24 protein-coding genes are annotated in these 24,716 nt (G+C 68.0%); 16 read left to right on the top strand and 8 right to left on the bottom strand.

What is annotated here, in order from left to right; translation table 11 throughout:
- Positions 1-7: 7 nt before the first annotated feature.
- Genes ASF54_RS07180 through ASF54_RS07170 form a run of 3 tightly spaced genes read left to right on the top strand, consistent with a single transcriptional unit; the run spans position 8 to position 3,439 of the window.
- Positions 8-856 (top strand): carbon-nitrogen hydrolase family protein, encoded by an 849-nt coding sequence (locus ASF54_RS07180; protein ID WP_055960416.1) that lies wholly within the window; start codon positions 8-10, stop codon positions 854-856.
- On the top strand, positions 856-2,016 hold the full coding sequence (locus tag ASF54_RS07175) for an MSMEG_0565 family glycosyltransferase (RefSeq protein ID WP_084816012.1): 1,161 nt from the start codon (positions 856-858) through the stop codon (positions 2,014-2,016). The genes ASF54_RS07180 and ASF54_RS07175 overlap by 1 nt, the downstream gene beginning before the upstream one ends.
- Positions 1,961-3,439 carry an AMP-binding protein gene (locus ASF54_RS07170; RefSeq protein ID WP_055960413.1) on the top strand — a complete coding sequence of 493 codons (1,479 nt, stop codon included), beginning with the start codon at positions 1,961-1,963 and terminating at the stop codon, positions 3,437-3,439. The genes ASF54_RS07175 and ASF54_RS07170 overlap by 56 nt, the downstream gene beginning before the upstream one ends.
- Before the next feature lie 204 nt (positions 3,440-3,643).
- Here the strand turns inward: ASF54_RS07170 and ASF54_RS07165 are convergent, their stop codons facing one another.
- Complete coding sequence (locus ASF54_RS07165; RefSeq protein WP_055960410.1) at positions 3,644-4,483, bottom strand: metallophosphoesterase family protein; 840 nt, start codon at positions 4,481-4,483, stop codon at positions 3,644-3,646.
- Between the two features lie 40 nt (positions 4,484-4,523).
- Complete coding sequence (locus ASF54_RS07160; protein WP_084816162.1) at positions 4,524-5,099, bottom strand: YitT family protein; 576 nt, start codon at positions 5,097-5,099, stop codon at positions 4,524-4,526.
- Between the two features lie 180 nt (positions 5,100-5,279).
- Between ASF54_RS07160 and ASF54_RS07155 the strand changes: the two genes are divergently transcribed.
- Together ASF54_RS07155 and ASF54_RS07150 are read left to right on the top strand one after the other, a co-directional pair.
- The gene (locus ASF54_RS07155) at positions 5,280-5,750 is read left to right on the top strand and encodes an Lrp/AsnC family transcriptional regulator (protein WP_200919573.1); all 471 of its coding nucleotides are present in this window, start codon (positions 5,280-5,282) and stop codon (positions 5,748-5,750) included.
- A 137-nt stretch (positions 5,751-5,887) separates the two neighbouring features.
- Positions 5,888-6,922 (top strand): iron-siderophore ABC transporter substrate-binding protein, encoded by a 1,035-nt coding sequence (locus ASF54_RS07150; RefSeq protein WP_055960407.1) that lies wholly within the window; start codon positions 5,888-5,890, stop codon positions 6,920-6,922.
- 201 nt (positions 6,923-7,123) lie between these two features.
- On the opposite strand, the gene ASF54_RS07145 is transcribed toward ASF54_RS07150, so the two are convergent.
- The gene (locus ASF54_RS07145; RefSeq protein WP_055960404.1) at positions 7,124-8,149 is read right to left on the bottom strand and encodes a LacI family DNA-binding transcriptional regulator; all 1,026 of its coding nucleotides are present in this window, start codon (positions 8,147-8,149) and stop codon (positions 7,124-7,126) included.
- A 156-nt stretch (positions 8,150-8,305) separates the two neighbouring features.
- Between ASF54_RS07145 and ASF54_RS07140 the strand changes: the two genes are divergently transcribed.
- The 8 genes from ASF54_RS07140 (at position 8,306) to ASF54_RS07105 (ending at position 18,344) form a co-directional block, all read left to right on the top strand.
- Positions 8,306-9,244: a carbohydrate ABC transporter permease gene (locus tag ASF54_RS07140; protein WP_055960402.1), complete on the top strand. Its 939-nt coding sequence runs from the start codon at positions 8,306-8,308 to the stop codon at positions 9,242-9,244.
- A complete protein-coding gene (locus tag ASF54_RS07135) occupies positions 9,241-10,188 on the top strand; it encodes a carbohydrate ABC transporter permease (RefSeq protein WP_055960399.1) in 948 nt (315 codons plus the stop codon). The genes ASF54_RS07140 and ASF54_RS07135 overlap by 4 nt, the downstream gene beginning before the upstream one ends.
- A gap of 93 nt (positions 10,189-10,281) precedes the next feature.
- A complete protein-coding gene (locus ASF54_RS07130; protein WP_194601800.1) occupies positions 10,282-11,625 on the top strand; it encodes an ABC transporter substrate-binding protein in 1,344 nt (447 codons plus the stop codon).
- A 99-nt stretch (positions 11,626-11,724) separates the two neighbouring features.
- The gene (locus tag ASF54_RS07125) at positions 11,725-13,554 is read left to right on the top strand and encodes a glycoside hydrolase family 35 protein (protein WP_055960392.1); all 1,830 of its coding nucleotides are present in this window, start codon (positions 11,725-11,727) and stop codon (positions 13,552-13,554) included.
- A 195-nt stretch (positions 13,555-13,749) separates the two neighbouring features.
- On the top strand, positions 13,750-14,160 hold the full coding sequence (locus ASF54_RS07120) for an ester cyclase (protein WP_055960389.1): 411 nt from the start codon (positions 13,750-13,752) through the stop codon (positions 14,158-14,160).
- Positions 14,161-14,469: 309 nt separating this feature from the next.
- Positions 14,470-14,880 carry a hypothetical protein gene (locus ASF54_RS07115; RefSeq protein ID WP_055960386.1) on the top strand — a complete coding sequence of 137 codons (411 nt, stop codon included), beginning with the start codon at positions 14,470-14,472 and terminating at the stop codon, positions 14,878-14,880.
- A gap of 112 nt (positions 14,881-14,992) precedes the next feature.
- Entirely contained in the window at positions 14,993-16,858 is a 1,866-nt protein-coding gene (locus ASF54_RS07110) for a glycoside hydrolase family 13 protein (protein ID WP_084816009.1), read from the top strand.
- Between the two features lie 190 nt (positions 16,859-17,048).
- Positions 17,049-18,344, top strand: coding sequence for an NAD(P)/FAD-dependent oxidoreductase (locus tag ASF54_RS07105; protein ID WP_200919572.1), 1,296 nt, complete (start codon positions 17,049-17,051; stop codon positions 18,342-18,344).
- Positions 18,345-19,012: 668 nt separating this feature from the next.
- On the opposite strand, the gene ASF54_RS07100 is transcribed toward ASF54_RS07105, so the two are convergent.
- Together ASF54_RS07100 and ASF54_RS07095 are read right to left on the bottom strand one after the other, a co-directional pair.
- Positions 19,013-20,056: an Rv2578c family radical SAM protein gene (locus ASF54_RS07100; protein WP_084816160.1), complete on the bottom strand. Its 1,044-nt coding sequence runs from the start codon at positions 20,054-20,056 to the stop codon at positions 19,013-19,015.
- Positions 20,057-20,169: 113 nt separating this feature from the next.
- Positions 20,170-20,436 (bottom strand): hypothetical protein, encoded by a 267-nt coding sequence (locus ASF54_RS07095; protein WP_055960381.1) that lies wholly within the window; start codon positions 20,434-20,436, stop codon positions 20,170-20,172.
- A 90-nt stretch (positions 20,437-20,526) separates the two neighbouring features.
- Between ASF54_RS07095 and ASF54_RS07090 the strand changes: the two genes are divergently transcribed.
- Both ASF54_RS07090 and ASF54_RS07085 read left to right on the top strand, forming a co-directional pair.
- Complete coding sequence (locus ASF54_RS07090; protein WP_055960377.1) at positions 20,527-21,099, top strand: TetR/AcrR family transcriptional regulator; 573 nt, start codon at positions 20,527-20,529, stop codon at positions 21,097-21,099.
- Positions 21,100-21,326: 227 nt separating this feature from the next.
- On the top strand, positions 21,327-21,557 hold the full coding sequence (locus tag ASF54_RS07085) for a hypothetical protein (protein WP_055960374.1): 231 nt from the start codon (positions 21,327-21,329) through the stop codon (positions 21,555-21,557).
- Between the two features lie 22 nt (positions 21,558-21,579).
- Here the strand turns inward: ASF54_RS07085 and ASF54_RS07080 are convergent, their stop codons facing one another.
- The 3 genes from ASF54_RS07080 to ASF54_RS07070 are packed head-to-tail and all read right to left on the bottom strand — an operon-like array spanning position 21,580 to position 23,194.
- Positions 21,580-21,993, bottom strand: coding sequence for a hypothetical protein (locus ASF54_RS07080; RefSeq protein ID WP_055960371.1), 414 nt, complete (start codon positions 21,991-21,993; stop codon positions 21,580-21,582).
- Positions 21,990-22,646 (bottom strand): Asp23/Gls24 family envelope stress response protein, encoded by a 657-nt coding sequence (locus ASF54_RS07075; protein WP_055960368.1) that lies wholly within the window; start codon positions 22,644-22,646, stop codon positions 21,990-21,992. Before ASF54_RS07075 ends, ASF54_RS07080 begins: the two co-directional genes overlap by 4 nt.
- Positions 22,637-23,194, bottom strand: coding sequence for an RNA polymerase sigma factor (locus ASF54_RS07070; protein ID WP_055960366.1), 558 nt, complete (start codon positions 23,192-23,194; stop codon positions 22,637-22,639). Before ASF54_RS07070 ends, ASF54_RS07075 begins: the two co-directional genes overlap by 10 nt.
- 303 nt (positions 23,195-23,497) lie before the next feature.
- Here ASF54_RS07070 and ASF54_RS07065 point away from each other — a divergent pair, with 303 nt between their 5' ends.
- A complete protein-coding gene (locus ASF54_RS07065) occupies positions 23,498-24,583 on the top strand; it encodes a helix-turn-helix domain-containing protein (protein ID WP_055960363.1) in 1,086 nt (361 codons plus the stop codon).
- Positions 24,584-24,716 lie beyond the last annotated feature (133 nt).

Genomic DNA, 24,716 nt, shown 5'->3' with positions numbered 1-24,716 from the left:
TCGGGGCATGGGCAGCATCACGATGGGGGCGGTGGCCGCGCACTTCGGTCGAGACGTCGGGCGAACCCTGCAGAAGCTGCCGGGCATCCTCGACCAGGCGCGCGACCGCGGCGTCGACCTTCTCGTGCTGCCCGACGCGACCCTCGGCGGGTACCTCCTCGACCTGCAGCATCCCGGCCCGGACTCGCTGCCGCCCGCGGTCGAGATCGACGGACCGGAAGTGCAGGCGGTGGCCGAGCTGGCAGGAGACCTGACCGTCTGCTTCGGGGTGGCCGAGCGGGCCGTGGAGAGCGGCGTCGAGCGCCGCTACAACTCGGCGGTCTGCGTGCAGGGCGGCCGGATCCTCGGCTCTCATCGCAAGGTGCACCTGCCGCTCGGCGAATCGGAGGCGTACGACGCGGGCGACTCGTTCGGCTCGTTCGACACGCCCGTCGGCCGGGTGGGCATGATGATCGACTTCGACAAGACGTTCCCCGAGGCGGCACGGTCGCTCGCGATCGACGGCGCCGAGATCCTCGCCTGCCTGAGCGCCTGGCCCGCGAGCGTCACCGACCGCTCGGATCGGATCCGCAACGACCGCCAGGCCCACCTCTTCGATCTCTATGACTGCGCCCGCGCAGCCGAGAACCAGGTCTACCTGGTGTCGTCGAATCAGACCGGCGTGCTCGGCGGCCTTCGATTTCTCGGGCAGGCGAAGGTCGTCGACCCGGCCGGCGAGATCATCGCGAAGACCTGGGCAAAAGGTGGGCTCGCGGTGGCGACCGCCGACGTTGCGACCGACGTGGCGAGAGCCCGCCGCACGATGAATCACCTCGACCAGCGCCGCGAGAGCGCCTACCGAGCCGCGGGATCCTGATGCGCATCGCGCAGGTCACCTACTCGACGAAGCCCCGCGGCGGCGTCGTGCACACGCTGGCCCTCGCCGAGGCGCTCGCCCGACGCGGGCACGACGTCACGGTCTGGACGCTCGGCCGCGGCGGCGACACGGTGTTCTTCCGCGACGTCGACCCCGCGGTGACGATTCGCGTGGTGCCGTTCGAGGCGCGCGACAACGAGAGTGTGGGGGAGCGGATCCAGCGATCCATCGTCGAGATGCGCCGGGCCTTCGAGCCGGCGGCGGGCGACTACGACATCGTTCACGCGCAAGACTGCATCTCGGCCAACGCGGTCGGCCGCTGCATCCGCACCATCCACCACCTCGACGAGTTCACGACGTCCGAGCTGATCGCCTGCCACGACCGCGCCGTCCGCGACCCGATCGCTCGGATCTGCGTCTCGGCGGCGGTCGCCAGTGAAGTGCACGACGGCTGGGGCCTTGCCCCGACGGTGATCCCGAACGGTGTCGACGCGGCCCGGTTCGCGACGGCGGCTTCCGCTCGTCGGCAGAGCGCAGGATCCGCCAGCCCGCACTCACTCCCACCGGATCTCGGCACCTACGTCCTCGCCCTCGGCGGCATCGAGCCGCGCAAGGGCAGCCTCGATCTGATCGAGGCCTTCGCTCGGCTCCGCGTCACGCACCCGGCGGCGCGGCTTGTGTTCGGCGGCGGCGAGACGTTGTTCGACTATCGGCCCTACCGCGAGGCATTCGACGCCCGCGTGCAGGAGCTCGGCCTCCACCCCCTCATCCTCGGCGTGCTCGACGAGGCCGATGTGGCTCCACTCGTCGCCGGGGCTGCCGCTCTCGCCTTCGTGTCGACCAAGGAGGGCTTCGGTCTCGCGGCGATGGAGGCGCTCGCCGCCTCGGTGCCGGTCGTCGCCCGCGATCTGCCCGTGCTCCGCGAGGTCTTCGGCGATACAGTGCTCTACGCCTCGGATGTCGAGGCGATCGCCGAGCAGCTCGCCGCCGCCCTCGACGGCGCCGCTCCCGATCCCGAAGCCGGGCGAACCCTCGCCGCCGGCCACGACTGGGACGACGTCGCCGCGCTCCACGAGGTGTTCTACGCGCGCGTCGGAGAGGGCGGTGACCGTGGCCAGGCAGTCGATCTCACGGATCATCACGGCGCTCGCCGAGGCTGACCCGGAGCGCGTCGTCGCCATCGACGACGACCGATCGCTGACAGCGGTCGCCCTTGACGGGGAGTCGAATCGTCTCGCGCGCGACTACGCCTCGCGCGGTGTCGGGCAGGACGACCTCGTCACCGTCTCGCTGCCGAACACGGTCGAGGTGATCGTGGTGTGCGCGGCGATCTGGAAGCTCGGGGCGACGCCGCAGCCGGTGTCGACGGGGCTCGACGCGCGGGAGCGGGCCGAGCTCGGGCGGCTGGCGGGGGCTCGGCTGATTGTCGGGTACGAGTCCGCGGATCCTTCTCTTCCCTGGGTCGCTGCCGGGCACCTCCCCGACCCGTCTCTGTCGGACGAGCCGCTCGACGATGCCTGGGCCGCGTCGTGGAAGGCGCCCACCTCTTCGGGCAGCACCGGCCGGCCGAAGATCGTGATCGCGACGGCACCCGCCCTGCTCGACGCATCGCAGCCCGTCGCCGCTTTTCTGCCGCTCGGGGGAGTGCACCTCGTGGCCGGGCCGCTCGTGCACTCGGCGACGTTCACCTATTCGTTCCGGGCGTTACTCACCGGGGCACGGCTCGTGATCCTGCCGCGGTTCGACGAGCGGCGCGTGCTGGCGGCTATTGGTCAGCACCGCGTCACCTGGATGCTGGTCGTGCCGACGATGATGCACCGGCTGCTGCGTCTGCCCGCCGACGTTCGTGCCGCGGCCGACCTGTCGCCACTCGAGACCGTGCTGCACCTGGGGGCGCCCTGCGCTCCCGAGCTCAAACGCGCGTTCGTCGCCTGGCTCGTCGAGGCTGTGCCCGGGGGTGCAGACACCCTCGTCGAGCTCTACGCGGGCAGCGAGTCGAACGGGCTGGTGATGATCCGCGGCGGCGAGTGGCTGGGGCGCCCCGGCAGCGTCGGTCTCCCGATCGGTGGCACGGAGGTGTCGATCCGGGCGGTGGACGACCCGTCTCGCTCGCTGCCCGTCGGCTCAACCGGCCTCATCTGGATGCGACGCCAGGGCTCGCCGACCTACCGCTACCTCGGCGGCTCGTCGCGGCGCGATCCGGAGGGCTGGGACACCCTCGGAGACCTCGGTCACGTCGACGCCGACGGCTACCTGTTCATCGCGGACCGAGCCGACGACGTCATTCTCCGCGGCGGCGTGAACGTGCTTCCGACCGACATCGAGCGCGTCGTCGAGGGCCACCCCTCGGTGCGGTCAGCCGTTGCCTTCGGGGTGCCCGACGACGACCTCGGTCAGCGCATCGAGGTCGTCGTCGATGTCGCGGGCCAGGACGAGGATCCCTCGGCCCTGCTCGAGTGGGCCCGGTCGCGTCTCGACCTCGAGCGGCGCCCCTCGCGGGTGCACGTGGTGCACGACCCCGTGCGCTCTGACGCCGGCAAGACGAGTCGCCGTGCTTACGCCTCCCGTTTTGCCGACCGCTGATCGGCCAGGCGCGGCTGGCGCGCGCGTGCGGCCCGCCGAGATCGCACTTCGGGTCGCCTGCACCCGACCACTACTGCGATCTCGGCGAGGAGCAGGTGCGGCGGCCCGTCGGCTGCAAATTCGAAGGAGAAACGCATCGGCATGAGCGTAAACATCACGATCCGGCGGGGTCGAGCGGCAGTTTCTCCTTCAAATTTGCAAGCGCTACGCCGACGCTGGACCGGCCTCCGCCGCGATACTCGCCACAGTCGCCGCATCGAGGTCGAAGACCGGGGCGCCGGCGGGGGCGGTAAACGGCAGGATCCGAGTGGTCCCGTCAGCCCGAAGCTTCACGACGCTCGCCGCACTGCCCCGAAAGGCCCCCTCGGTGCCGGTCGCAGCGAACAGGTCGGCCTGGTTGGTGACGCCGCCGCTGACGACGACGCGGGCCCCCGCGAGCTCGTCCAGGAGCGCGAGGTGGTAATGGCCTGCGAGCACCAGGCGGACGTCGGTTCCGGTGATGGTGGCGGCGAAGTCCGTCGGATCCTGGAGTTCGAGGGCCGCGAGCAGGGGTGTCTCGGCGGAGACTGGCGGGTGGTGCATGGCGATGACGGTTCCGCGTGGGGCGGGCGTGGCGAGTATGTCTGCAAGCCAGGCCAGTTGCTCGGCCCCGACCCGGCCGTAGCCCTTGCCCGGGATCGACGTGTCGAGCGTGATAACCCGAACACCGTCGACGTCGATGACGCCTCGAAGCGGGTAGGCGCCGGGGGCCAAGACCTCGCGGAATCCGTCCGGGAGGTCGTGGTTGCCCATCGCGTAGACGACGCGGGCCCCTCGGGCTGCGGCCCAGGGCTCGACGGTGTCGCGGAGGTGGCGGTACGACTCGGGTGACCCGTCGTCTGAGAGGTCGCCGGTGCAGGCGACGAGGTCGAGGCGCTCGATCGTCGACGCCCGGGCCAGAAGGAGGTCGAGCTGCTCACGTGTATCGACCTGGCCGTAGTGGCGGGTGTCGCCAGCCGCGAGGTGGGTGTCGCTCAGGTGCAGGATGTCGAACGTGTCGGACATGGCTGTCACGCTAGCGCTCGCCGGCGGTCGGCGCCGCGCCCTACTTCCAGCGCGGCACGCCCGAGTAGCGCCCGGGCCGGTGATTGAGCGCGATCATCAGGTTGATGACGACGGCGCCGACGGCCGACAGCAGCACGAGCCAAGCCGGCACGACAGTGAGTGCGGCCAGCACGACGGCGACGTCGAACGCCATCTGCACGTAGCCGGCCCGCCAGCCAAGACGCTCCTGCGCGATCAGGGCGACGATGTTGAAGCCGCCGAGGCTCGCCCCGTGCCGGAACAGCACGATCATGCCGAGGCCCGCCAGCACGTTCCCGACGATCACCGCGTACACCGGCGACAGGTTCGACACGTCGAGGGCGGCGACGTGCACCGACGACAGCACGGAGACGAGAGCGACCGAGATCGCCGTCTTGAGGGTGAACAGCCATCCCTTCTTCCAGAGGGCCAGCACGAAGAACGGGGCGTTGACGACGAAGAACAGCACCCCGAACGGGATCGGCGCGGCGTAGCTGATCAGCAGCGAGAGCCCGGCGGTGCCGCCCGTGACGACACCGGCCGTCTTGAGCAGAGAGAGTCCGAGCGATGCGGCAAGCGTGCCGGTCGCGATACCCATCACGTCTTCGAGCACGGAGTGCCTCGATTCAGGCGGGGTCGCGGCGAGGGCGGCGGTCGAGGCATCGAGGATCCGGGTCACGGCCTCAATGCTGGGTAGCGGGCCATGTTCGCGCAACTCACCAGGGCACTGTTGCGCAGAATGAGTTGCAAAACGCCCAACGTCCTGCAGAATGCCTAGGTGACCATTGATTCTGTTGACGCCCGACTCATCCAGGTCTTGGATTCGGATCCTGACATCTCTGACGTGGCCCTCGCCCGAGCCCTCGGCATCTCGCGCACCACCGTGCACTCCCGGCGACGGCGGCTGGTCGACGACGGAGTGCTCGGCGCTCAGAGCCGACGCCTCGACCCGGCGTCGCTCGGTCGCCCGCTGATGGCGTTCGTGTCGATCGCGATCAGCCAGGCCGACGAGGAGCACGCCGTCGCGGGCCTCCTCGCGCTGCCCGAGGTCGTCGAGGTCCACGCGATCACGGGCGACAGTGACATGCTCGCGCGGGTGGTCGCCTCGTCGACCGACGATCTGCGGCGCGTGACGGGGGCGATCCTCAGGATCCGCGGAATCGTTCGCACCAACACCACGATCGCGCTCTCCGAGGTCGTGCCGCGACGGATGGCGCCGCTGCTGGCCGTCGTCGCGGGCCGGGGCTAGGCCCTTCGCGCCAGGAGCTCTCGACGCGCACGGGTCTCTCGACGCGCACGGGTCTCTCGACGCCGTTAGGTCAGGCTTGCCTAAGTAAGCCTTACCTAATACGGTGGCACGGCACCCAATCCGAAAGGCACCATCCCTTGTCTCAGAAACTTCTCCGCCGAGGAATCGCCGTCGTGGCCGCAGCAGCCCTGGCGTTCTCCCTCGCGGCCTGCAGCACGTCGTCCGACGCAGGATCCGGCAGCACGTCGGGCGCATCGGCCTCTGACGCCTTCCCGGTCACGATCAAGTCGGCCCTCGGCAGCGCGACCATCGAGTCGAAGCCCAAGCGCGTCGTCACCATCGGCTGGGGTGCGGCCGACACCGTCGTCTCGCTCGGCACCACTCCTGTCGGCATCGAGGAGGTCACCTGGGGTGGCGACTCCGAGAAGAACTACCCCTGGGTCACCTCGGCGATCGAGAAGCGCGGCGACGCTCTGCCCAAGACCTTCGCGGTCTACCCCGACATCGACATGACGGCCCTCGCCGAGCTGAACCCCGACGTGATCATCGCCCCGCAGTCGGGCATCACTGCCAAGCAGTACAAGACGCTCAGCGCTCTCGCGCCCACCGTCGCCTACCCCGGTGAGGCCTGGGGCACCTCGTGGAGCGACGAGATGACGATCATCGGCAAGGTCCTCGGCGAGAGTGACAAGGCCGCCGACCAGATCGCCGGCATCAAGACGACCCTCGCCAAGACGGCCGCTGAGAACCCCGACTTCGCGAAGTACAACTTCACCTACATCTATGCCGCCGAGCCGGGCTCGCTGTCGATCTACCAGAAGGGCGACCCGCGCGTCGACATCATCGCGGGTCTCGGCCTGACGCAGGAGAAGACGGCCGCCGCTCTGCCGAAGACCGCCGGTACCTTCGTCTCGACGATCGGCCTCGAGAAGGCCAACCTGCTCGACAAGACCGACATCGTCTTCACCTGGTTCAACGACGAGGCCAACCAGAAGCAGATCGAGAAGCAGCCTCTTTACGCCTCGATCCCGGCGGTGAAGCGCGGCTCGTACGTGCCGAACGTCAACCAGCAGCTCGCGATGGCCTCCACCGTCATCACGCCGCTGAGCCTGCCGTATGCGCTCGACAAGTACGTCGCCATGATCAAGACGGCGGCTGCCAAGGTCGACTGACCGGTTCTGCTCGCGCGGCGGGCCGTCGAGTGCCGCCTTATGCGGCGCCTGGCGGCCTGTCGTTGGCATAAGGCGGCACTCGCGAGTCGGGCCGGGCATGGGTGCCGCGGGCTCGTGCAGCGAGTGCCGCCATATGCCGCGTGCGGGCCACCGCCGTCGGCATTAGGCGGCACTCGGCACCAGATCGGTCAGCGCAGCGGCTCAGGCGCCGGGCGGTGGCGCCGTGCTCGCCCGCACGACCAGGTCGACCGGCACCATCGTCACCGGCGTCGGCGTCGTCCGCTCGATCTGCGCCACGAGCATCGCGACCGACGACCGCCCGACCTCGTCGAAGTGCTGGTGGATGGTCGTGAGCGGCGGCCAGAACGACTCCGACTCGGTCATGTCGTCGAAGCCGACGATGCTCAGGGTCGACGGCACGTCCCGACCCAACTCGTGGCAGGCGCGCAGGAGGCCGAGGGCCATACCGTCGTTCGCGACAAAGACCGCGGTGATCTCGGGGCGGCGGGCGATTTCGAGGCCTGCGCGGTAGCCGGATCCTGTGCTCCAGTCACCGGTGAACGGGGGAGGCACCTCGCGACCGTGCGACTCGAGCACCTCGCGCCATGCGGCTTCACGACGCCTGGCCGCATAGAAGGTCTGCGGCCCGGCGATGTGCCACACGGTCTCGTGGCCGAGGTCGAGCAGGTGCTGGGTGGCCAGCCGGGCGCCGAGGGCTTGGTCGGTGTCGATGAAGGGACGTTCGCTGAGGCGGCTGGAGTCGATGATCACGACCGGCACGTCGGCGGGCAGATCGACGTCGTCTTCGGAGAGCAGGTCGGCCTCGATGACGATGACGACTCCGTCGACGGCCTGCTCGGAGAGCCGTGCGATGGCGCCGGTGACCTCTCCGCGGGTGCGCTGCGAGACGGGAAGGAGGGTGATCGTGTAGCCGACCAGACCCGCGGCCTCGGCGATGGCCTCCAAGAACTTCGTGTTGCCGAACGACGAGAGCGTGAACATGATCACGCCGATGGTGTGGAATCGGCCCGAACGGAGGGCGCGGGCCGCACGGTTCGGGCTGTAGCCGAGCTCGACCATCGAGGCGCGCACGCGGTCACGGGTAGCGGGCTGGACGTTTTCGAGATCGCGGGCGACACGCGAAACGGTTTGCATCGACACGCCCGCGTGGCGCGCCACGTCTGCGGCGGAGGCCTTCTTCGCGGCCGGGCCCGAAGCGGAGCCCACGGCAGGGCCCTCGTCGGGTGAAGGTGCGGAGCCCGCGGCAGGTGAAGGTGTCGCTGAGGTCACGATTTCCTCCAGGTCGGTGGCGATGTTGACGTTGCCATGCTAGCGTCGCCTCCGTGATGTTGACGTAAACATCGTGGAGACGAGGAAGTTTCGATGAGTTCTGGAACCCTGACGGGCGCCAAGGCGGCACGGCTCGAGCCGACGCCCCGCAAGCGCCGGCGCACGGGCCGCGGCAAGCAGACGGGCTGGATGTTCGTCGCTCCGTTCATGGTGGTGCTGATCCTCATGTTGATCGTGCCGATCGGCTACGCGATCTACCTGAGCCTGTTCCGCGACCAGCTGATCGGCGGCAACCACTTCGTGGGCCTCGCCAACTACATCCAGCTGCTCCAAGACTCGAAGTTCTGGTCGAGCTTCGGGCGCGTGCTGATCTTCCTGGTGATCCAGGTGCCGGTGATGCTCGTTCTGGCACTGGTCGCGGCTCTCGCCCTCGACAGCGCTCGACTCCACGCCGCGAGCTTCTTCCGCATCGCGATCTTCCTGCCCTACGCGGTGCCCGGCGTCGTCGCCGCCCTCATCTGGGGCTTCATCTACGGCCCGCAGTTCGGCCTCACCGGCTCGTTCAACGATCTGCTCGGCAGCGACCTGCTCAAGCCGTTCACCTCGACCTGGATCCTGACGTCGATCGGCAACATCGTGACCTGGGAGTTCCTGGGCTACAACATGATCATCTTCTTCGCGGCCCTCCGCGTCGTCCCGGCCGAGCTCTACGAGGCGGCGTCGCTCGACGGTGCCGGCAGCCTCCGCACGATCATCTCGATCAAGCTCCCGGCTCTCCGCGGCGCCATCGTGATCGCCTCGATCTTCTCGATCATCGGCAGCTTCCAGCTCTTCAACGAGCCCAACCTGCTCAAGACCCTGGCGCCGAACGTGATCGGCACCTTCTTCACCCCGAACATGTACGCCTACAACCTCTCGTTCGCCGGCCAGCAGTTCAACTACTCCGCCACCGTCGCGATCGTGATGGGCGTCATCACCGCCGTCATCGCCTACATCGTCCAGGTCCGCGGCACGCGACAGGAGAACCGATGAGCACCCTGACCAGCCCCGAGGTCATCCCCGAAGAACAGGGCCGAGGATCCGGCGGTCCGTCGAAACGCTCTCGTCGTGACCGGCCCGGCCCCAGTGGCTACCGCGAGAAGAAGTCGCGCGGCCTCACCGCGATCATGGTGATCTTCCTCGTCTACTCGCTCGTGCCGCTGTTCTACCTCGTCGTCAACTCGACGAAGTCGCAAGACTCCTTGCTGGCGTCGTTCGGCCTCTGGTTCGGCGACGGCTTCCACCTGTTCGACAACATCCAGCAGGTCTTCACTTACAACAACGGCATCTTCGTCACCTGGTTCCGCAACACGCTGCTCTACGTAGTGGTCGGTGCCGGGGGAGCGACGCTGCTCGCGACCCTCGCCGGCTACGGTCTCGCGAAGTTCCGCTTCACCGGTCGACGTGCGGTGTTCGCCATCGTGCTCGGCTCGATCGCCATCCCGGGTACAGCCCTTGCCGTGCCGACGTTCCTGCTCTTCTCGAACATCGGCCTGACGAACACCCCGTGGGCGATCATCCTTCCGTCGCTCATCAGCCCGTTCGGTCTCTACCTGGTCTGGACGTACGCGGTCGACGCGATCCCCGAAGAGCTGCTCGAAGCGGCCCGCATCGACGGGGCCGGCGAGATCCGCATCTTCTTTACGATCGCGATCCGGCTGCTGACGCCCGGCATCGTCACGGTGCTGCTGTTCTCGGTCGTCGCGACCTGGAACAACTACTTCCTCCCGCTGATCATGCTCAGCGACCCGAAGTGGTACCCGCTGACCGTCGGCCTCAACCAGTGGTCGCAGCAGGCGAACGGCGTCGCCGCCGACCCGATCTACAACCTGGTCGTCACCGGCTCGCTGATCACAATCGTGCCGATCGTCATCATCTTCCTGCTCCTCCAGCGCTACTGGCAGTCGGGCCTCGGCGCCGGCGGCGTGAAGCAGTAGACCAGCAATTTCCCCCAGCAATCCCTCCCCTCACCAACCCACACAAGTCATTCCCACCCTCCCTACCCACACAACGAAGTGAAAGGATCCCTCATGCACAAGCGCTTGAGGACGATCGTCGGTGCCGCAGTCACCACGATCGCAGTAACCGCAGCTCTCACCGGCTGCTCGAACAGCGGCGGCGGCTCATCGAACGATGGCGGAAACGCCGGCCAGGTCGACGCCGCCCTCAAAGCCGGCGGAACCCTGACCTACTGGTCGTGGACCCCGTCCGCGGCAGCCCAGGTCAAGGCCTTCGAGAAGGCCTACCCGAAGGTCACCGTCAAGCTCGTCAACGCCGGTACCGGCACCGACGAGTACACGAAGCTCCAGAACTCCGTCAAGGCAGGATCCGGGGCGCCCGACGTCGCTCAGGTCGAGTACTTCGCGCTGCCCCAGTTCGCTCTCGCCGACTCGCTGACCGACCTCACCCAGTACGGCTTCAACGACCTGAAGAGCAAGTACACCAGCGGCACCTGGGGCTCGGTGTCGCTCGACGGCAAGCTCTACGGCCTGCCTCAGGACTCCGGCCCCATGGCCATGTTCTACAACAAGACGCTCTTCGAGAAGTACTCCATCCAGGTGCCGAAGACGTGGGACGAGTACATCGCCGCCGCGAAGAAGCTGCACAAGGCCGACCCCAAGGCATACATCAACTCCGACACCGGTGACGCCGGCTTCACTACGAGCATGATCTGGCAGGCCGGCGGCCGTCCGTTCGAGGTCGACGGCAGCAAGGTGTCGATCAACCTGCAGGATGCGGGCACCAAGAAGTGGGCCGACACCTGGAACGAGCTCGTCGAGAACAAGCTCCTCGCCCAGACCCCCGGCTTCACCGACGACTGGTACAAGCAGCTCGCCGGCGGCGAGATCGCGACCCAGATCACCGGTGCCTGGTTCCCCGGCGTCATCGAGTCGGGTGCCAAGGCCGGCTCGGGTGACTGGGCTGTCGCTCCGATCCCGACCTACGACGGCAAGACCGCTGTCACGGCCGAGAACGGCGGTGGCGCACAGGTCGTCATGAAGCAGTCGAAGAACCAGGCTCTCGCGGCCGGATTCGTCAAGTGGCTGAACTCGAGCGACGACAGCGTCAACACGTTCCTCGCCTCGGGCGGATTCCCGTCGACGACCGCCACGCTCGACTCGAGTGAATTCCTCGCCACGAAGCCTGACTACTTCGGTGGACAGGCCATCAACGAGGTGCTCAAGAGCTCGTCCGACTCGGTCGCCTCCGGCTGGAAGTACCTGCCCTTCCAGGTCTACGCGAACAGCATCTACGCCGACACCGTCGGTCAGTCGTACGCCGACTTCTCCGACATCAACACCGGTCTGAAGGCCTGGCAGACGGCGCTCGTGAAGTACGGCAACGAGCAGGGCTTCACCGTCACAGCCAAGTAGCCCCACCAGCACTGCGTTCGACCAGCACCACAGTCACGGAGCGGGTGCGACCACTTCGGTCGCACCCGTTCTCCGTCCTCCGACTCTGAGAGAGACCCCATGACCACGAGCCGCTTCACGATCGGCGACGACGCCTTCCTCCTCGACGGGCGCCCGCATCGGATCCTCTCCGGGGCTCTCCACTACTTCCGCATCCACCCCGAGCACTGGGCCGATCGCATCCACAAGGCCCGGCTCCTCGGCCTCAACACCATCGAGACGTACGTGCCGTGGAACGACCACGCACCGACGCCCGACGAGTGGATCACCGACGGCCGGCTCGACCTCGGCGCCTTCCTCGATCTCGTGCACGAGGCCGGAATGCACGCCATCGTCCGGCCCGGCCCCTACATCTGCGCCGAGTACGACAACGGCGGCCTTCCGGGCTGGCTGTTCCGCGACCCCAGCGTCGGCGTCCGACGCTCCGAGCCCCTCTTCCTGGCGGCCGTCGAGACCTATCTCCGGCGCGTCTACGAGATCGTCGTGCCGAGGCAGATCGACCACGGCGGGCCGGTTGTGCTCGTCCAGATCGAAAACGAGTACGGCGCGTACGGCTCCGACGCCGCCTACCTCCGCGCCCTCGTCGACCTCACCCGCGACGCCGGCATCGACGTTCCGCTCACCACGGTCGACCAGCCCGAGCCCGACATGCTCCGCAACGGCTCGCTGCCCGACCTGCTGAAGACCGGCTCGTTCGGCTCCCGCAGCCCCGAACGCCTGGCCACCCTGCGTGCAGCGCAGCCGACGGGGCCGCTGATGAGCTCCGAGTACTGGAACGGCTGGTTCGACCACTGGGGCGGTGTGCACCACACCACGCCCGCCGAGGCGCAGGCGAGTGATCTCGACGAGCTGCTCGCCCTCGGAGCGTCGGTCAACCTCTACATGGTGCACGGCGGCACGAACTTCGGCTTCACGAACGGGGCCAACGACAAGGGCGTCTACGAGCCCACCATCACGAGCTACGACTACGACGCACCGATCGACGAGGCGGGCCGGCTCACTGAGAAGTACTTCGCCTTCCGCGAAGTCTTCGCGAAGTACACCGACGTGCCCGATCTCGACTTCGACGACTCCAGGAGCCTCGAGGATCCCACGGCTCACACCCCGGCACCCGTGCCGGTCGTCGAGGTGGCCGGGTCGACGCCTCTGCTCGGCGTTCTCGGTCGACTTGGCCATTTCGCCCCCGCGTCCGCCGCGCCCACCTTCGACGAGCTCGGCGTCTACCGCGGCTACCTCGTGCTCCGTGCGGCGCTGCCCGTCGCCGGCGCCCTGACGTCGGGCGAGTCCGGCGGCCACGTGCTCGAGGTCGGTGAGGTGCGCGACCGCGCCATCGTCTTCGTCGACGGAGTTCGCATCGGCGTGCTCGAGCGGGCCCGCGGCGATCGACGCCTGGCCCTGCCCGCGGGCGCCGAGCTCATCTTGCTGCTGGAAGACCAGGGGCGGGTCAACTACGACCAGCGGATCGGCGAGCCCAAGGGGCTGATCGGCGAGGTCACGGTGGACGGACGCACCGCCGAGTGGACCGCACTTCCGCTCGACCTCGATCTGCTGGCAGCGAGCGGGGCCGGGGCGGATCCTTCGATGTCTTCTTCGCCTCTCGTCGGCCCCGGTATCGCGCGCTTCGAGTTCTCGCTCGGGGCTCCCGCCGACCTGTTCCTCGACAGCGGTGGCCTCGGCAAGGGCGTCGCGTTCGTGAACGGGTTCCCGCTCGGGCGGTATTGGAGCGACGGGCCGCAGCGCACCCTCTACGTACCCGGCCCGGCGACCCGGTCGGGTATCAACGAGCTCGTACTGTTCGAAACCGAGGTCGACGCGCCTAGCCCGGCGTTCGCCGCCCTCGCCGACCTCGGCCCCGCGCGGGCGGATGCGTTCGACGTGCAGGGTGCCTGACCGCTCGCCGTGACACGTCTCGCGGACTAGCCCACCCGCCGCGGCGCGCGGGTGTGACCGCGAGACGTTTTGCGGCAGCTTGACTCGGGTCTTCGAGCGGCGTCCCCCGGATCCTGATCCCATAAACAACGCGGGGCGTTGACTCGGCGAAGACGACAGCCGTCGCCACGCGGGCACGGCGAGAAGGGATCCACCATGGCAACCGAGATCACCGAGGGCGGCCAGGCCACTATCGATGCGCTGGCGCGGATGCGCGACACCTCCCTCGAGATGGGCGACCGGTTCGACGTCGATTTCGTCGACCACGACCCCGCCGACGGTCAGCCCGCCGGAGGAGGCGGAATCGCCTGGTTCTGGGAACAGTTCGGCACCTCGTTCAGCGACGTCGAGCGCACCGAGCTCGAAACGATCGTGACGCCGACGAAGTACATCACCATCGCCGACCTCTCGGCCACCCACACCGGCGAGTACCAGGGGCACGCAGCGACCGGCAAGCGCTTCACCGTGCGCAACGTGCAGGTGATCGGCTTCACTGACGGCAAGGCCTCCGATCGGTGGGGCTCGACCGACGAGCAGGGCATCCTGCGGCAGCTCGGCCTTGCCTGAGCGGGGCGTCCTCCGGCTAGACCCTCGGAGTCGGCTGCTGAGGTGGACCTAGGGCCACCTCGACTGCCGGCGACGAGGGTCTGGGCCGATCGCGGGGGTGTGTGCCGATCGCGCGGGTCGGTGCCGGTCGCGCGGGTCGGTGCGGGCCTCGCGAATCGGTGCCGATCATGCGGGTCGATGCCGGCCTCGCGAGCATCCCCCGCGCGGGTGCCACCCCAACGTGGAGGCGCGCCGGGTTGCGGGCGGTGCCTAATCTGGCAGAGGAGCGCAGGATCCTGCAGCTCGTCACCCGGCAGAAGTGAGCTGCGCATGAACCCCGTCACCGGACTCGTCCGCGGCACCTCCGCCTACATCTGGTCCCTCGTCACCGTGGTCGCCGTCGCGTTCGTGGGCCTCGGCGTGCTCAGCCTGGTCGGGGCCGTGCTAGCGGTCGCCGCCAGTGGCCGAGCCGACCTCTCGCCCGTGGGCCTGCCGCTCGTGCTGCTGCTCGCCGGTGCGATCGCACTGCCCCTGAGCCGCCGCGCGCTGCCCCTCGTCACAGCCCGCGAAGCCGCCGCCGGGTACACCACCGTGCCGCTGTTCTCGGGTGAGCTGCCGCTCCGCGATCCGCGCGACGGCCGCGAGCTCATCGCCGCGGGGGCCGACGTGCCGCGGTCGTTCCGCGTCAGCCTGCGCCCTGCGCGCCGCGCTGCCCAGTTCGCGCCCGCCGCCGCCGCCTGACCCGAATTTGAAGGAGATCCGCGCCCGGGCGAACGGACTCATGCCGATCGGCGGGGGTCGGCAGCGCGTTTCTCCTTCAAATTTGCAGGGGGCCCGCGCCTAGGCTTGACGAATGAGCCTCGCCGACGAGTCAGCCCAGTCGCCCGCTACACCAGCAGCAGCAGCACCCGCACCCGCGCCCGCCTGGTGGACTAAGGCCGTCGTCTACCAGATCTACCCGCGCAGCTTCGCCGACTCCAATGGTGATGGCGTCGGCGATCTCGGCGGAATCCGGCAGCACCTCGACCACCTCGTCGACCTGGGTGTCGACGTCGTCTGGCTGTCGCCCATCTACACCTCGCCGCAGGCCGACAACGGCTACGACATCAGCGACTACCGCGAGATCGACCCGTTATTTGGCACTCTCGACGAGTTCGACCTGCTGCTCGCCGAGATGCACGAACGCGGCCTCAAACTCGTGATGGACCTCGTCGTCAACCACACGAGTGACGAGCACGCCTGGTTCCAGGAGTCGAAGTCGTCTCGCACGAGCCCGAAGCGCGACTGGTACGTCTGGCGCGACGGCGTCGACCGGAGCCCCCGTGATGGCCGCACCGAGCCGAACCTGTGGCGCAGCGCCTTCAGCGGCCCGGCCTGGACGCAGCTCGCAGCCGCCGACGACCGATCAATCAACCACCACGCCGACAACCGATCAGTCGACGGCCCCGCCGACAACCGATCGACCGACGACCCCGCCGACAACCGATCGACCGACAACCGATCGACTGACAACCGATCGACCGTCAACCGATCGGTCGACGACCAGTACTACCTCCACCTCTTCGCGCCCAAGCAGCCCGACCTCAACTGGGAGAACCCGGAGGTGCGCGACGCGATCTACTCGATGATGAACTGGTGGCTCGACCGGGGTGTCGACGGCTTCCGCATGGACGTCATCAACCACATCGCCAAGATTCAGAGCGACCTCGTGAGCGACAGCGAGGGGTTCTCGATGGGCCCGCAGATCCACGAGTACCTGCACGAGATGAACGAGCGCGTGTTCGCCGGCCGCGAGGCCGACCTGATCACGGTCGGCGAGATGCCCGGGGTGACGGTCGACGACGCGAAGCTGTTCACTGGCGCAGATCGGCTCGAGCTCGACATGGTGTTCCAGTTCGAGCACGTCGGGCTCGATCACGGCCCGGCCTCGAAGTTCGACAACGTGCCGCTCGATCTCCGCGACCTGAAGCGCTCGCTCAGCCGATGGCAGGAAGGCCTCGCCGACACCGGCTGGAACAGCCTCTACCTCGCCAATCACGACCAGCCGCGCTCGGTCTCCCGCTTCGGCGACGACGACGAGTTCCGCTTCGAGTCGGCGACTCTGCTCGCGACGATCCTGCACCTGCATCGGGGCACGCCCTACGTCTACCAGGGCGACGAGATCGGCATGACGAACGCCGGATTCGCCTCGATCGACGACTACCGCGACATCGAATCGCTCAACTGGTTCGCCGAGCAGCGCGAGGAGGGCCGCGACCCCGAAGAGCTTCTCGAGTCGCTCCGGTTCCGCTCGCGCGACAACGCGCGCACTCCGGTGCAGTGGACCGAAGGATCCGAGGCGGGATTCACTTCGGGCTCACCCTGGCTGGCGGTGAACCCGAACGCCGCTCTCATCAACGTGCACGCCGATCGCCAGTCCGATCGCTCGATCTTTGAGCACTACCGTCGGCTCATCGCGTTGCGGCACTCGTCCGAGGTCGTCGCTCTCGGCTCGTACACGCTCCTCGAGCCCGACCATCCGACGCTCTTCGCGTTCACGCGCACCCACGCCGACGACTCGCTCCTCGTCGTGGGCAACTTCTCGTCGGAGGAGTTCGACGCCCCGGTGCTCGGGTCGGGTTCGTGGGGGCGCGGATCCTTGGTTCTGGGCAACTACGCCGACCCCGGAGAGGCGACGACTCTGCGCCCGTGGGAGGCCCGCATCGTCCGTCGCGGCTAGTCCGGCCCCGAATTTGAAGGAGATCTGCGCCGAAAAACCGAAAGTGAGGCGGATCGGGCGGCGTCGTCGAAGGTTTTTCCTTCAAATTCGGAAGGCGAGCGAATCAGGGGATACCCTTGCAGTTGATTTCGAGCGAAGACGACGAACCAGCGCCCTCGCCGGCCTCCTCGTTCGTCAAGAAAGAGGAAAAATGGCCGAGCTGCCGCACATCGTCATCATCGGAGGTGGCTTCGCGGGCATCGCGACGCTGAAGGCCCTCAAAGATGCGCCGGTGCGGGTGACCCTGATCGACCGCCACATCTACAACATGTTCCAGCCGCTCATGTACCAGGTGGCGACCGGCGGGCTCAACGCCGGAGACGTCACCTACTTCCTCCGCAGCCTTCGCAGCACCCAGCCGAACGCGAACTTCCAGCACGGGCTGCTCAAAACCATCGATGCCGAGGCGCAGGTCATCGAACTTGCCGACGGCGAGAAGATCTCGTACGACGCACTCGTTCTGGCGAACGGCGTCAACACCAACTACTTCGGCACCCCCGGCGCCAAGGAGTACGCGAAATCGATGTACTCGCGATCACAGGCGCTCAGGATCCGCGACGAGCTCTTCACGCAACTCGAAAAGGCCGCTGTCCGCGAAGATACCTCCGAGGTCCGCGTCGTCATCGTCGGCGGCGGAGCGACCGGCGTCGAGATGGCCGGTGCCCTCGCCGAGCTCCGCGACCAGGCGCTCGTGACGGCCTATCCCGAGATCGACCGCAAGAGCATCACGATCACCCTGGTGCACCGGAGCGGCGAACTCCTCAAGCCGTTCGCACCGCGACTGCGCCGCTACTCGGAGGGCGCCCTCCGCAAACGCGGCGTCGAGCTCCGCCTCAACACCGGCGTCGCCGAAGTGCGCAAGACCGGCGTCGTCACCGCGTCCGGCGAAGAGATCCCGGCAGAGCTCGTGATCTGGGCCACCGGAGTGACTGCACACGGAGAAGTCGACGGCTGGGGGCTCGAGCAGGGTGCGGGTGGCCGGATCCTCGTCGGTTCCGACCTGCGCGTCAAAGGCCACGACCGCATCTTCGCCGTCGGCGACATCGCGCTCACGCCCAAGCCGCTCGACCAGCTGGCGCAGCCGGCCCTGCAGGGAGGCGCGCACGTCGCCGAGCAGATTGCGCGCGTGCTCACCGGCAAGCCGACCCGGGCCTTCAAGTACCACGACCGCGGCACCATGGCGACGATCGGCCGCCACGCCGCCGTCGCTCAACTCCGCGGCGGGATCACTCTCACCGGCGTGCTCGCCTGGTACACCTGGATCGTCATCCACATCTACAGCCTGCTCGGCAACAGCAACCGGGTCACCACTATGGCGCACTTCATCTCGCGCTACGCCTGGTTCGCCTACCGGAAGGCCGTGCCGATCGTCGGTGACGTGCGCCCCGTGCGCAAGAACGGCGACCGGGCAGAAGAGATTCCGGCTACGACCGACGCTCGCGGGTAGGTTCGTCGCCCTCGAACGCTTCTCGCTGCGCGAGAGGCGTTCGGGGGCGGCGACCCTACTGGTGCTTGCTGGCGCCTTCGGCGGGCGCGGCGCGAGGCCTTCGGCCCGCACCGCGGCCGCGGCGCCTTCAGCGCGCGGGTAGGGGGCCGGTGCCGAGATCGCAGTTGTGGTCGGGTGGGGGCGACCCGAAGTGCGATCTCGGCGTGCGACGCCGCGTCGCGCGCGTGAGGTGGCCTGGTCTACGTCGGTAGGGCGCGCGAGGCGGGAGGTTGGGCCATCTCGTGGGTCGAGATCGCAATTGGGGTCGGGTGGGGGCGACCGGAAGTGCGATCTCGGCGTGCGGCGCGGCGCCGCGTGCGCGAGGTGGCCTGATCTACGTCGTTTGGGGGCGCGTGGCGGGAAGTTGGGCCATCTCGTGGGTCGAGATCGCAGTTGGGGTCGGGTGGGGGCGACCGGAAGTGCGATCTCGGCGAGCGGCGCGGCGCGGCGCGCGCGAGGTGGCCTGATCTACGTGGATGGGGCGCGCGTGGCAGGAGGTTCGGCCATCTCGCGAGGCCACCTGCACCAGCACCAGCACCGGCCACCTGCACCGGCTCCAGCACCAGCACCAGCCCCGCGAGCGAGCACCGCAAGCCCGAGCCACCCGCCGCACAGCCCGGCGACCGGCGTCAAAACAGGGTCGGCGGTGCGGGCACGTCGGAGGGCGCGGGTGACGGGCGCTTGCCGCGAAGCTGGAAGAGCTCGTGGGTGTCGCGATTGGGGATCGGCAGCCCGTGCCGCACGAGAGCATCGCGAAGGCGCCGGTAGACGAGCTTCTGGTAGTCGCCACTCGCCTGGGTGCCGCCGGCGTAGAGGCGACGGTAGCCGGCGACGAGGTCGGGCCGCTCGCGCTGCAACCAGGCGAAGTACAGCTCTTTCACGCCGGGCTGGAGGTAGAGGAGCGTCGGCAGCACGTTGGTGGCACCGGCATCGGCCAGGGCGCCCACGAGTGAGTCGATCTGCTCGGCGCTGTCGGTGAGCCCGGGCAAGAGCGGCGCCGCGAAGACGGTGCAGTCGAGGCCGGCGTCGCGGATCGCCCTGAGAGTCTCGAGTCGGGCCGTCGCTGACGGGGTGCCGGGTTCGATAGAACGCTGGAGGTCGTCGTCGAGCACGGCGATCGACAGCCCGAGCTGCACGTCGACGTGATCGGCGGCTCGACGCAGACGGCCGATGTCGCGTCGAATCAGCGTGCCCTTGGTGAGGATCGAGAACGGCATTCGTGCGTCGGTCAGGGCATCGATGATGCCGGGCATGAGCGCGTAGCGCCCTTCGGCCCGCTGGTACGGGTCGGTGTTGGTGCCGAGGGCGACCCGGTCGGGCAGAACGCGTTTGCGCGACAGCTCCCGTCGCAAGACCTCGGCGATGTTGGTCTTGACGACGATCTGCGTCTCGAAGTCGTCTCCGAGACCCATGCCGAGGTGCTCGTGGGTGGGTCGGGCGTAGCAGTAGACACAGGCGTGCGAGCAGCCGCGGTAGGGGTTGATCGTGTATTCGCCCGGCATCACGCGGGCTGTCGCCGCCACGTGGTTGAGAGCGGATTTGGCGAGCACCTCGTGGAACGTGATGCCCTGGAACTCGGGGGTCTGCACGCTTCGTACGAGGCCGGTGATCTGAGCGAGGCCGGGGAGCGCGCCGCCGTCGACCGCATCGACCCGTTGACCCTGCCAGCGCATCGCGGGGGCCTCGGTCTTCGTGCCGGTCGGCCGGAAGGGTGTCGGTTCGCTCATGGTGTCAAAACGGTATCGAAGACCACCGACACTGCGGCGCGGTTAGGAGACGAGAACGGTTACGCGGCGCGAGGCAGGCGGATCGAGCCGGTCGAGGTGTACCGAACGGAGACCGAGGCGGAGCGCGGCTGAGCCTTCTCAACGGCGACGTACGAGCCGACGACGTCCAGGTGCGTAGTGCGTCCGGTGTAGGTCCCGGCGGAGGAGCGCGACGCGTGGCCGCTGATGTACGAGCCCACGACGCCGTCGCGCGGTGCGGGGGTGGTCACGTAGTGGCCGGTGATCGGTGTGGTGAGGGCCTCGGGGGAGGTGGTGATGGAAGACATGGGGCGGATCCTTCGCTCTGGAGAACGATCGTTCTCTCGGTAGATAAAACGATAAGGGAACGATCGTTCTCACGCAAGTAGACTGGTCTCATGACGGAAGACGAAATTCGCGATCGGATCGTCGCCACGGCCGACGAGCTCTATTACGCACGCAGCATTCAGGCGGTCGGAATGGACGATCTGCGGCAGGCGGCCGAGGTGTCGTTGAAGCGTCTCTACAGCCTTTTTCCGTCGAAGGAGTCGATCGTCCTCGCGGTGCTGGTGCGCCGACACGAGAGATGGACCGCGGGGCTCGAGGCTGCGGTCGACGGAGAGAAAGTGCCCGAGGGCCGCGTGCTGGCCGTGTTCGACTACCTACTCGACTGGTTCGACACCGACTCGTTTCGCGGCTGCGGGTTCATCAACGCGTTCGGCGAGCTCGGAGCCGTGTCGCCGGGCGTCGCGAACGCGGCGCGCGTGCACAAGAGGTTGTTTCAGGAGTACGTCGCGCGGCTCGTGTCCGACGCCGGGGGCGGGCCCGAGCTCGCGGCCCAGCTGGCGATCCTCGCCGAAGGGGCTCAGACGACCGCGGCGATCAGCGGCGAAAGCACGGCAGCGGGGCAGGCTCGCCGAGCGGCTGAGACGCTGATCGCTGCTGACCTCCGGTCGATGGCCCACTCGTAATACTCGCGCTGCGCCTGTGCGAATCCTCTACGCTCTGGCGCAGACGAGCGCACGAGCGTAATCTCAGCCGTGTTCGGCTCGGACATCGACGACGCTGCTGACCGCTCCCCGGGGAGGCCTTCCGCAGTAGTGCGTTTGCTGTCTGCACGTCGATGGCATCCTGCGAGGAGTCAACCGCCCTCGCGACAACCGAACCCAGTGGGCACGGAGCCCGCGGAGAGATTCTCATGACGCGTGCAGTCCTCGAGGCATCCATCATCTCTACGCGGCTGAGCCTCCTCGCGCAGCTCGATTCGTCGGCCGGAGTCTCGTTCATGAACCGCGCCGAGCTGCGGCTTCGCATCTTCGGTGTCGTCGACGCGCTCGACCGCGGAGTGATCACGGCCGACAAGGCACGCGAACTCTTTGCCCGGGTGCAAGACGACATCTCGACCCTGATCGCTGCCGACCAGCGGTAGGTCGAACCGATCAGCTCAGCGTCTACTTCGAGGCGGGCCGACCGGTGTCGTCGATCAGTCGCACCTTGACGTTGATGGCGAGGGGACCCGCCTCGCCCAGTGTGCTTCGGATGAGCTCACCGACCGCTCGCAGGGTCTCGGTGGCGGGCACGGCCGCGCTGGTGGCGATGTGGGCGCTCACGGTCGTGAAGCCGTCAGCGCGATCGATGTCGACGAGGACGTCGGGTTGCCGGAGCGCGAGCCGCACGGCGACGGCATCGACGGCCGCCTCGACTGTCGGTTGCGCGGGATAGACGCCCGTGACTCCCTCGGTGGCGCGAATCGCGGCGGTGAGCTCGCGCGAGAGTGCGGCGTCGTCGTGAACGGAGAGCGCAGCGTCGTCGTGCCCGGAGAGCGCGGCATCGTCTCCGCGGGAGCGCTCGAGGTCGTCGCTCATGATCGTTGCCCTCCGGTCGTGTAGATGTCGTCGATCGTCACGTCGATTGTGCTCACCACGAGTTCGGTATGGCGGGCGAGGGCGTAGCCGATGCGCTCGCGGAGCTTGGCGGCGGTGTCGGCGAGCGAGAGGCCGAACTCGAGGCTCGCGGTGACATCGACGCGAATCGGCTCGCCAGGGGTGGTCACGTCGCCGTCGAGAGTGCACCGGCCCATGATGAGGCCGCCCATCGTGTCGCCGGCTCGCCGGATCATTCCGCGCACGGCCGCCTCGGTCAGAGCGAGTCGAAGCGCAGGATCCGAGTGGCTCACGGGGATGTCCCGACCCGACGTGATCTCGGCTTTGATCGTGTCGAGGAGCCCGGAGATCCAGTTGTCGTCACGACCCGGCATGGCACGGGATTCGCGGACGAGCACGGTCTGCGAAAGCTCGCGCATGCGTGTCATTCCGCTGAGCGCGAGGCGGCACGAGGCGGAGTTCTCGATTCCGGGGTCGTACGGGGTCCGGCCTCGGTCGAGATAGTCGCCGAGCTCTTCCATCGTGTAGCCGTCGAGGTCGTCGGCGGCGGAGACGGGCAGGTCGTCGGGGTTGGCTGGGGTGGCAGGAACGGCACCGTCGTCGGGAGCGGCACGGTCGTCGGGTGTCATCGCCATGCCTCCATTTCGTGGAGCACGTATCGGCGTGCCCGGGCCAGGAGGCCGCGGACGGTAGGAATCGGGAGTTCGAGAGCGTCAGCGATCTCCTGGTAGCTGTAGCCGGCGGTCTCACGTAACAGCCAACACCGTCGCTGGTCGGCTGGCAACCGGTCGAGTGCCTCCGACACCGCGTCGAGTTGCAGGCGAGTCTCGACGATCCGCTCGGGATTGGTCGTCGCGGGCGCGGGGGGATCCCAATCGTCGATGTCGTCGTGCTCGCGCCTGACTCGAATGCGGTCGATGGCTTTGCGCGTGACGATGCGCATCAGCCAGTTGCGGATGTGCGCCGGGCTGTCGAGCTCGGAGATCTGTCTCCAACCGGTGAGGAACGCCTCCTGGACCACATCGTCGGATTCGATGTCGGAGCCAAGGAGCTTTGCGGAGTACACGCGCATCAGCGGCCCATGACGCCGGGCAAGCACCTCGAACGACTGGACGTCGCCGTCGGTCGCTCGTGCTGCGAGCGTGGCATCGGTGGCGGTGGAGAGCTGGGCGTGATCGTCGATGACGCCCTCCCCTGCTCGGTCTTGTGCGTGTGGCTACGGTCTGCTTCTCCTGAATACCACTTCGTTCACTCGGCCCGCCAGTCAGTGGCCCATTCGCGACGGTGCCCGGAGCTAGCGAGGGGTGACCCGATCGTTCTACCCGCGTAGTGGGGCGCGAAAACGAGCCATCCTCGAAACGTCTCTCTACGAAATACTTCCATGCAAATTCGTGACATCCACGCGTCGGCACACGTCTCCATAGTGGCGGAACCCTCGTGGTCTCCGTCCGAGTCCGATCGCGATGCGATCGACAGAAGGAGAGAAGTGAGCACCATCCTGCCCTCGGCGCCCGATGCCGATGACGACGTCGTTTCGCAGCGCATCGAGGATCCCGCAGCACGTCTGCCAGGCACGACGAACCCCGCGACCGTCGGTGGCGACCCCGATCCGGTTTTCACCGAGGCGGGCGCGCCGTTTGTCCAGCGGGAGATGTCCGGTCGGAGTCGTGAGGAGGCCGCTCGTCTGATGGAGCGCTTCTACGGCGGTGCTCGGGTTCGCAGTGTGCCCTCGTCGCGCCCGTTCCAGTTTCGATTCGCCTCGTCGGGCGATGCCCACATCACCCTCCGCATGGCGAGCGTCACCGGCACGATGATCAGCGAGGTGTCGAAGCTCGACGACTACGTCGTCACCTGGCTCCGCGAGGGCGCGGCCGCCCTCACCGTGGGCGACACCTCGTTCGCGCTGACGGAGGGGCAACCCGTGCTCCTGCCGACGACGGTCTCCTTCGTCTTCGAGGCCCAGCCCAGTCGGCAGAACGTCGTGCAGATATCCGGCCCCTTCCTCGACGGCGTCGCCTCGGAGCGCCACGGTGGAGACGTTCAGCCGCTCGTCTTCCGATACGGCACGCCCCTGCCCGACGATGCCGTCGCCACGTGGCGACGAGCCGTCACCGCGGCCACCCCCGTGTTGACCGACGCCGCAGCCACGCGCCTGGTGCGGATGGAGACGAATCTGCAGCTGGCTCGCACTCTGCTCGACGTCTTCCCGTGGCACACGCAGCACGTGCCCGAAGCCTTCCTCGTGCCTCGCCTCACGCGGGTCCGGGCCGCCGTGGAGTTCCTGCACAACAACGCCCATCTGCCCATTACGCCCGCGGATGCCGCGGCGAATGTGGGCCTCCATACCCGGTCGTTGCAGAACGCCTTCCAGCGGCACCTCGAACTGTCACCGACCGAATACCTGCGCAGGATCCGGCTCGACCGTGTGCGGCGAGACCTTCTTGAGCACACCCCGAAGACTGCCACCGTCAACGACCTGGCACGGGCGTGGGGGTTCGGAAACCTCGGTCGATTCGCCACCGCGTACCAGCAACGCTTCGGGGAAAAACCGAACGAAACGCTCCGGCGTTAGGGGTACATCGAGCCCCGATCGCTAGCCGGAAAGCGCCACCAACTGAACAAAATCTGATGATCTCCTGGACGAGCATGACGCGAGTCCGGGTGCATGCGTCTGAATGATGTGCCTGATCACTTCGGGCCTCGCT

Source organism: Frondihabitans sp. Leaf304 (assembly GCF_001423105.1).
Classification (GTDB): domain Bacteria; phylum Actinomycetota; class Actinomycetes; order Actinomycetales; family Microbacteriaceae; genus Frondihabitans.
The sequence above is the reverse complement of the archived record's forward strand: the minus strand, read 5'-3'. Positions and strand labels throughout refer to the sequence as shown.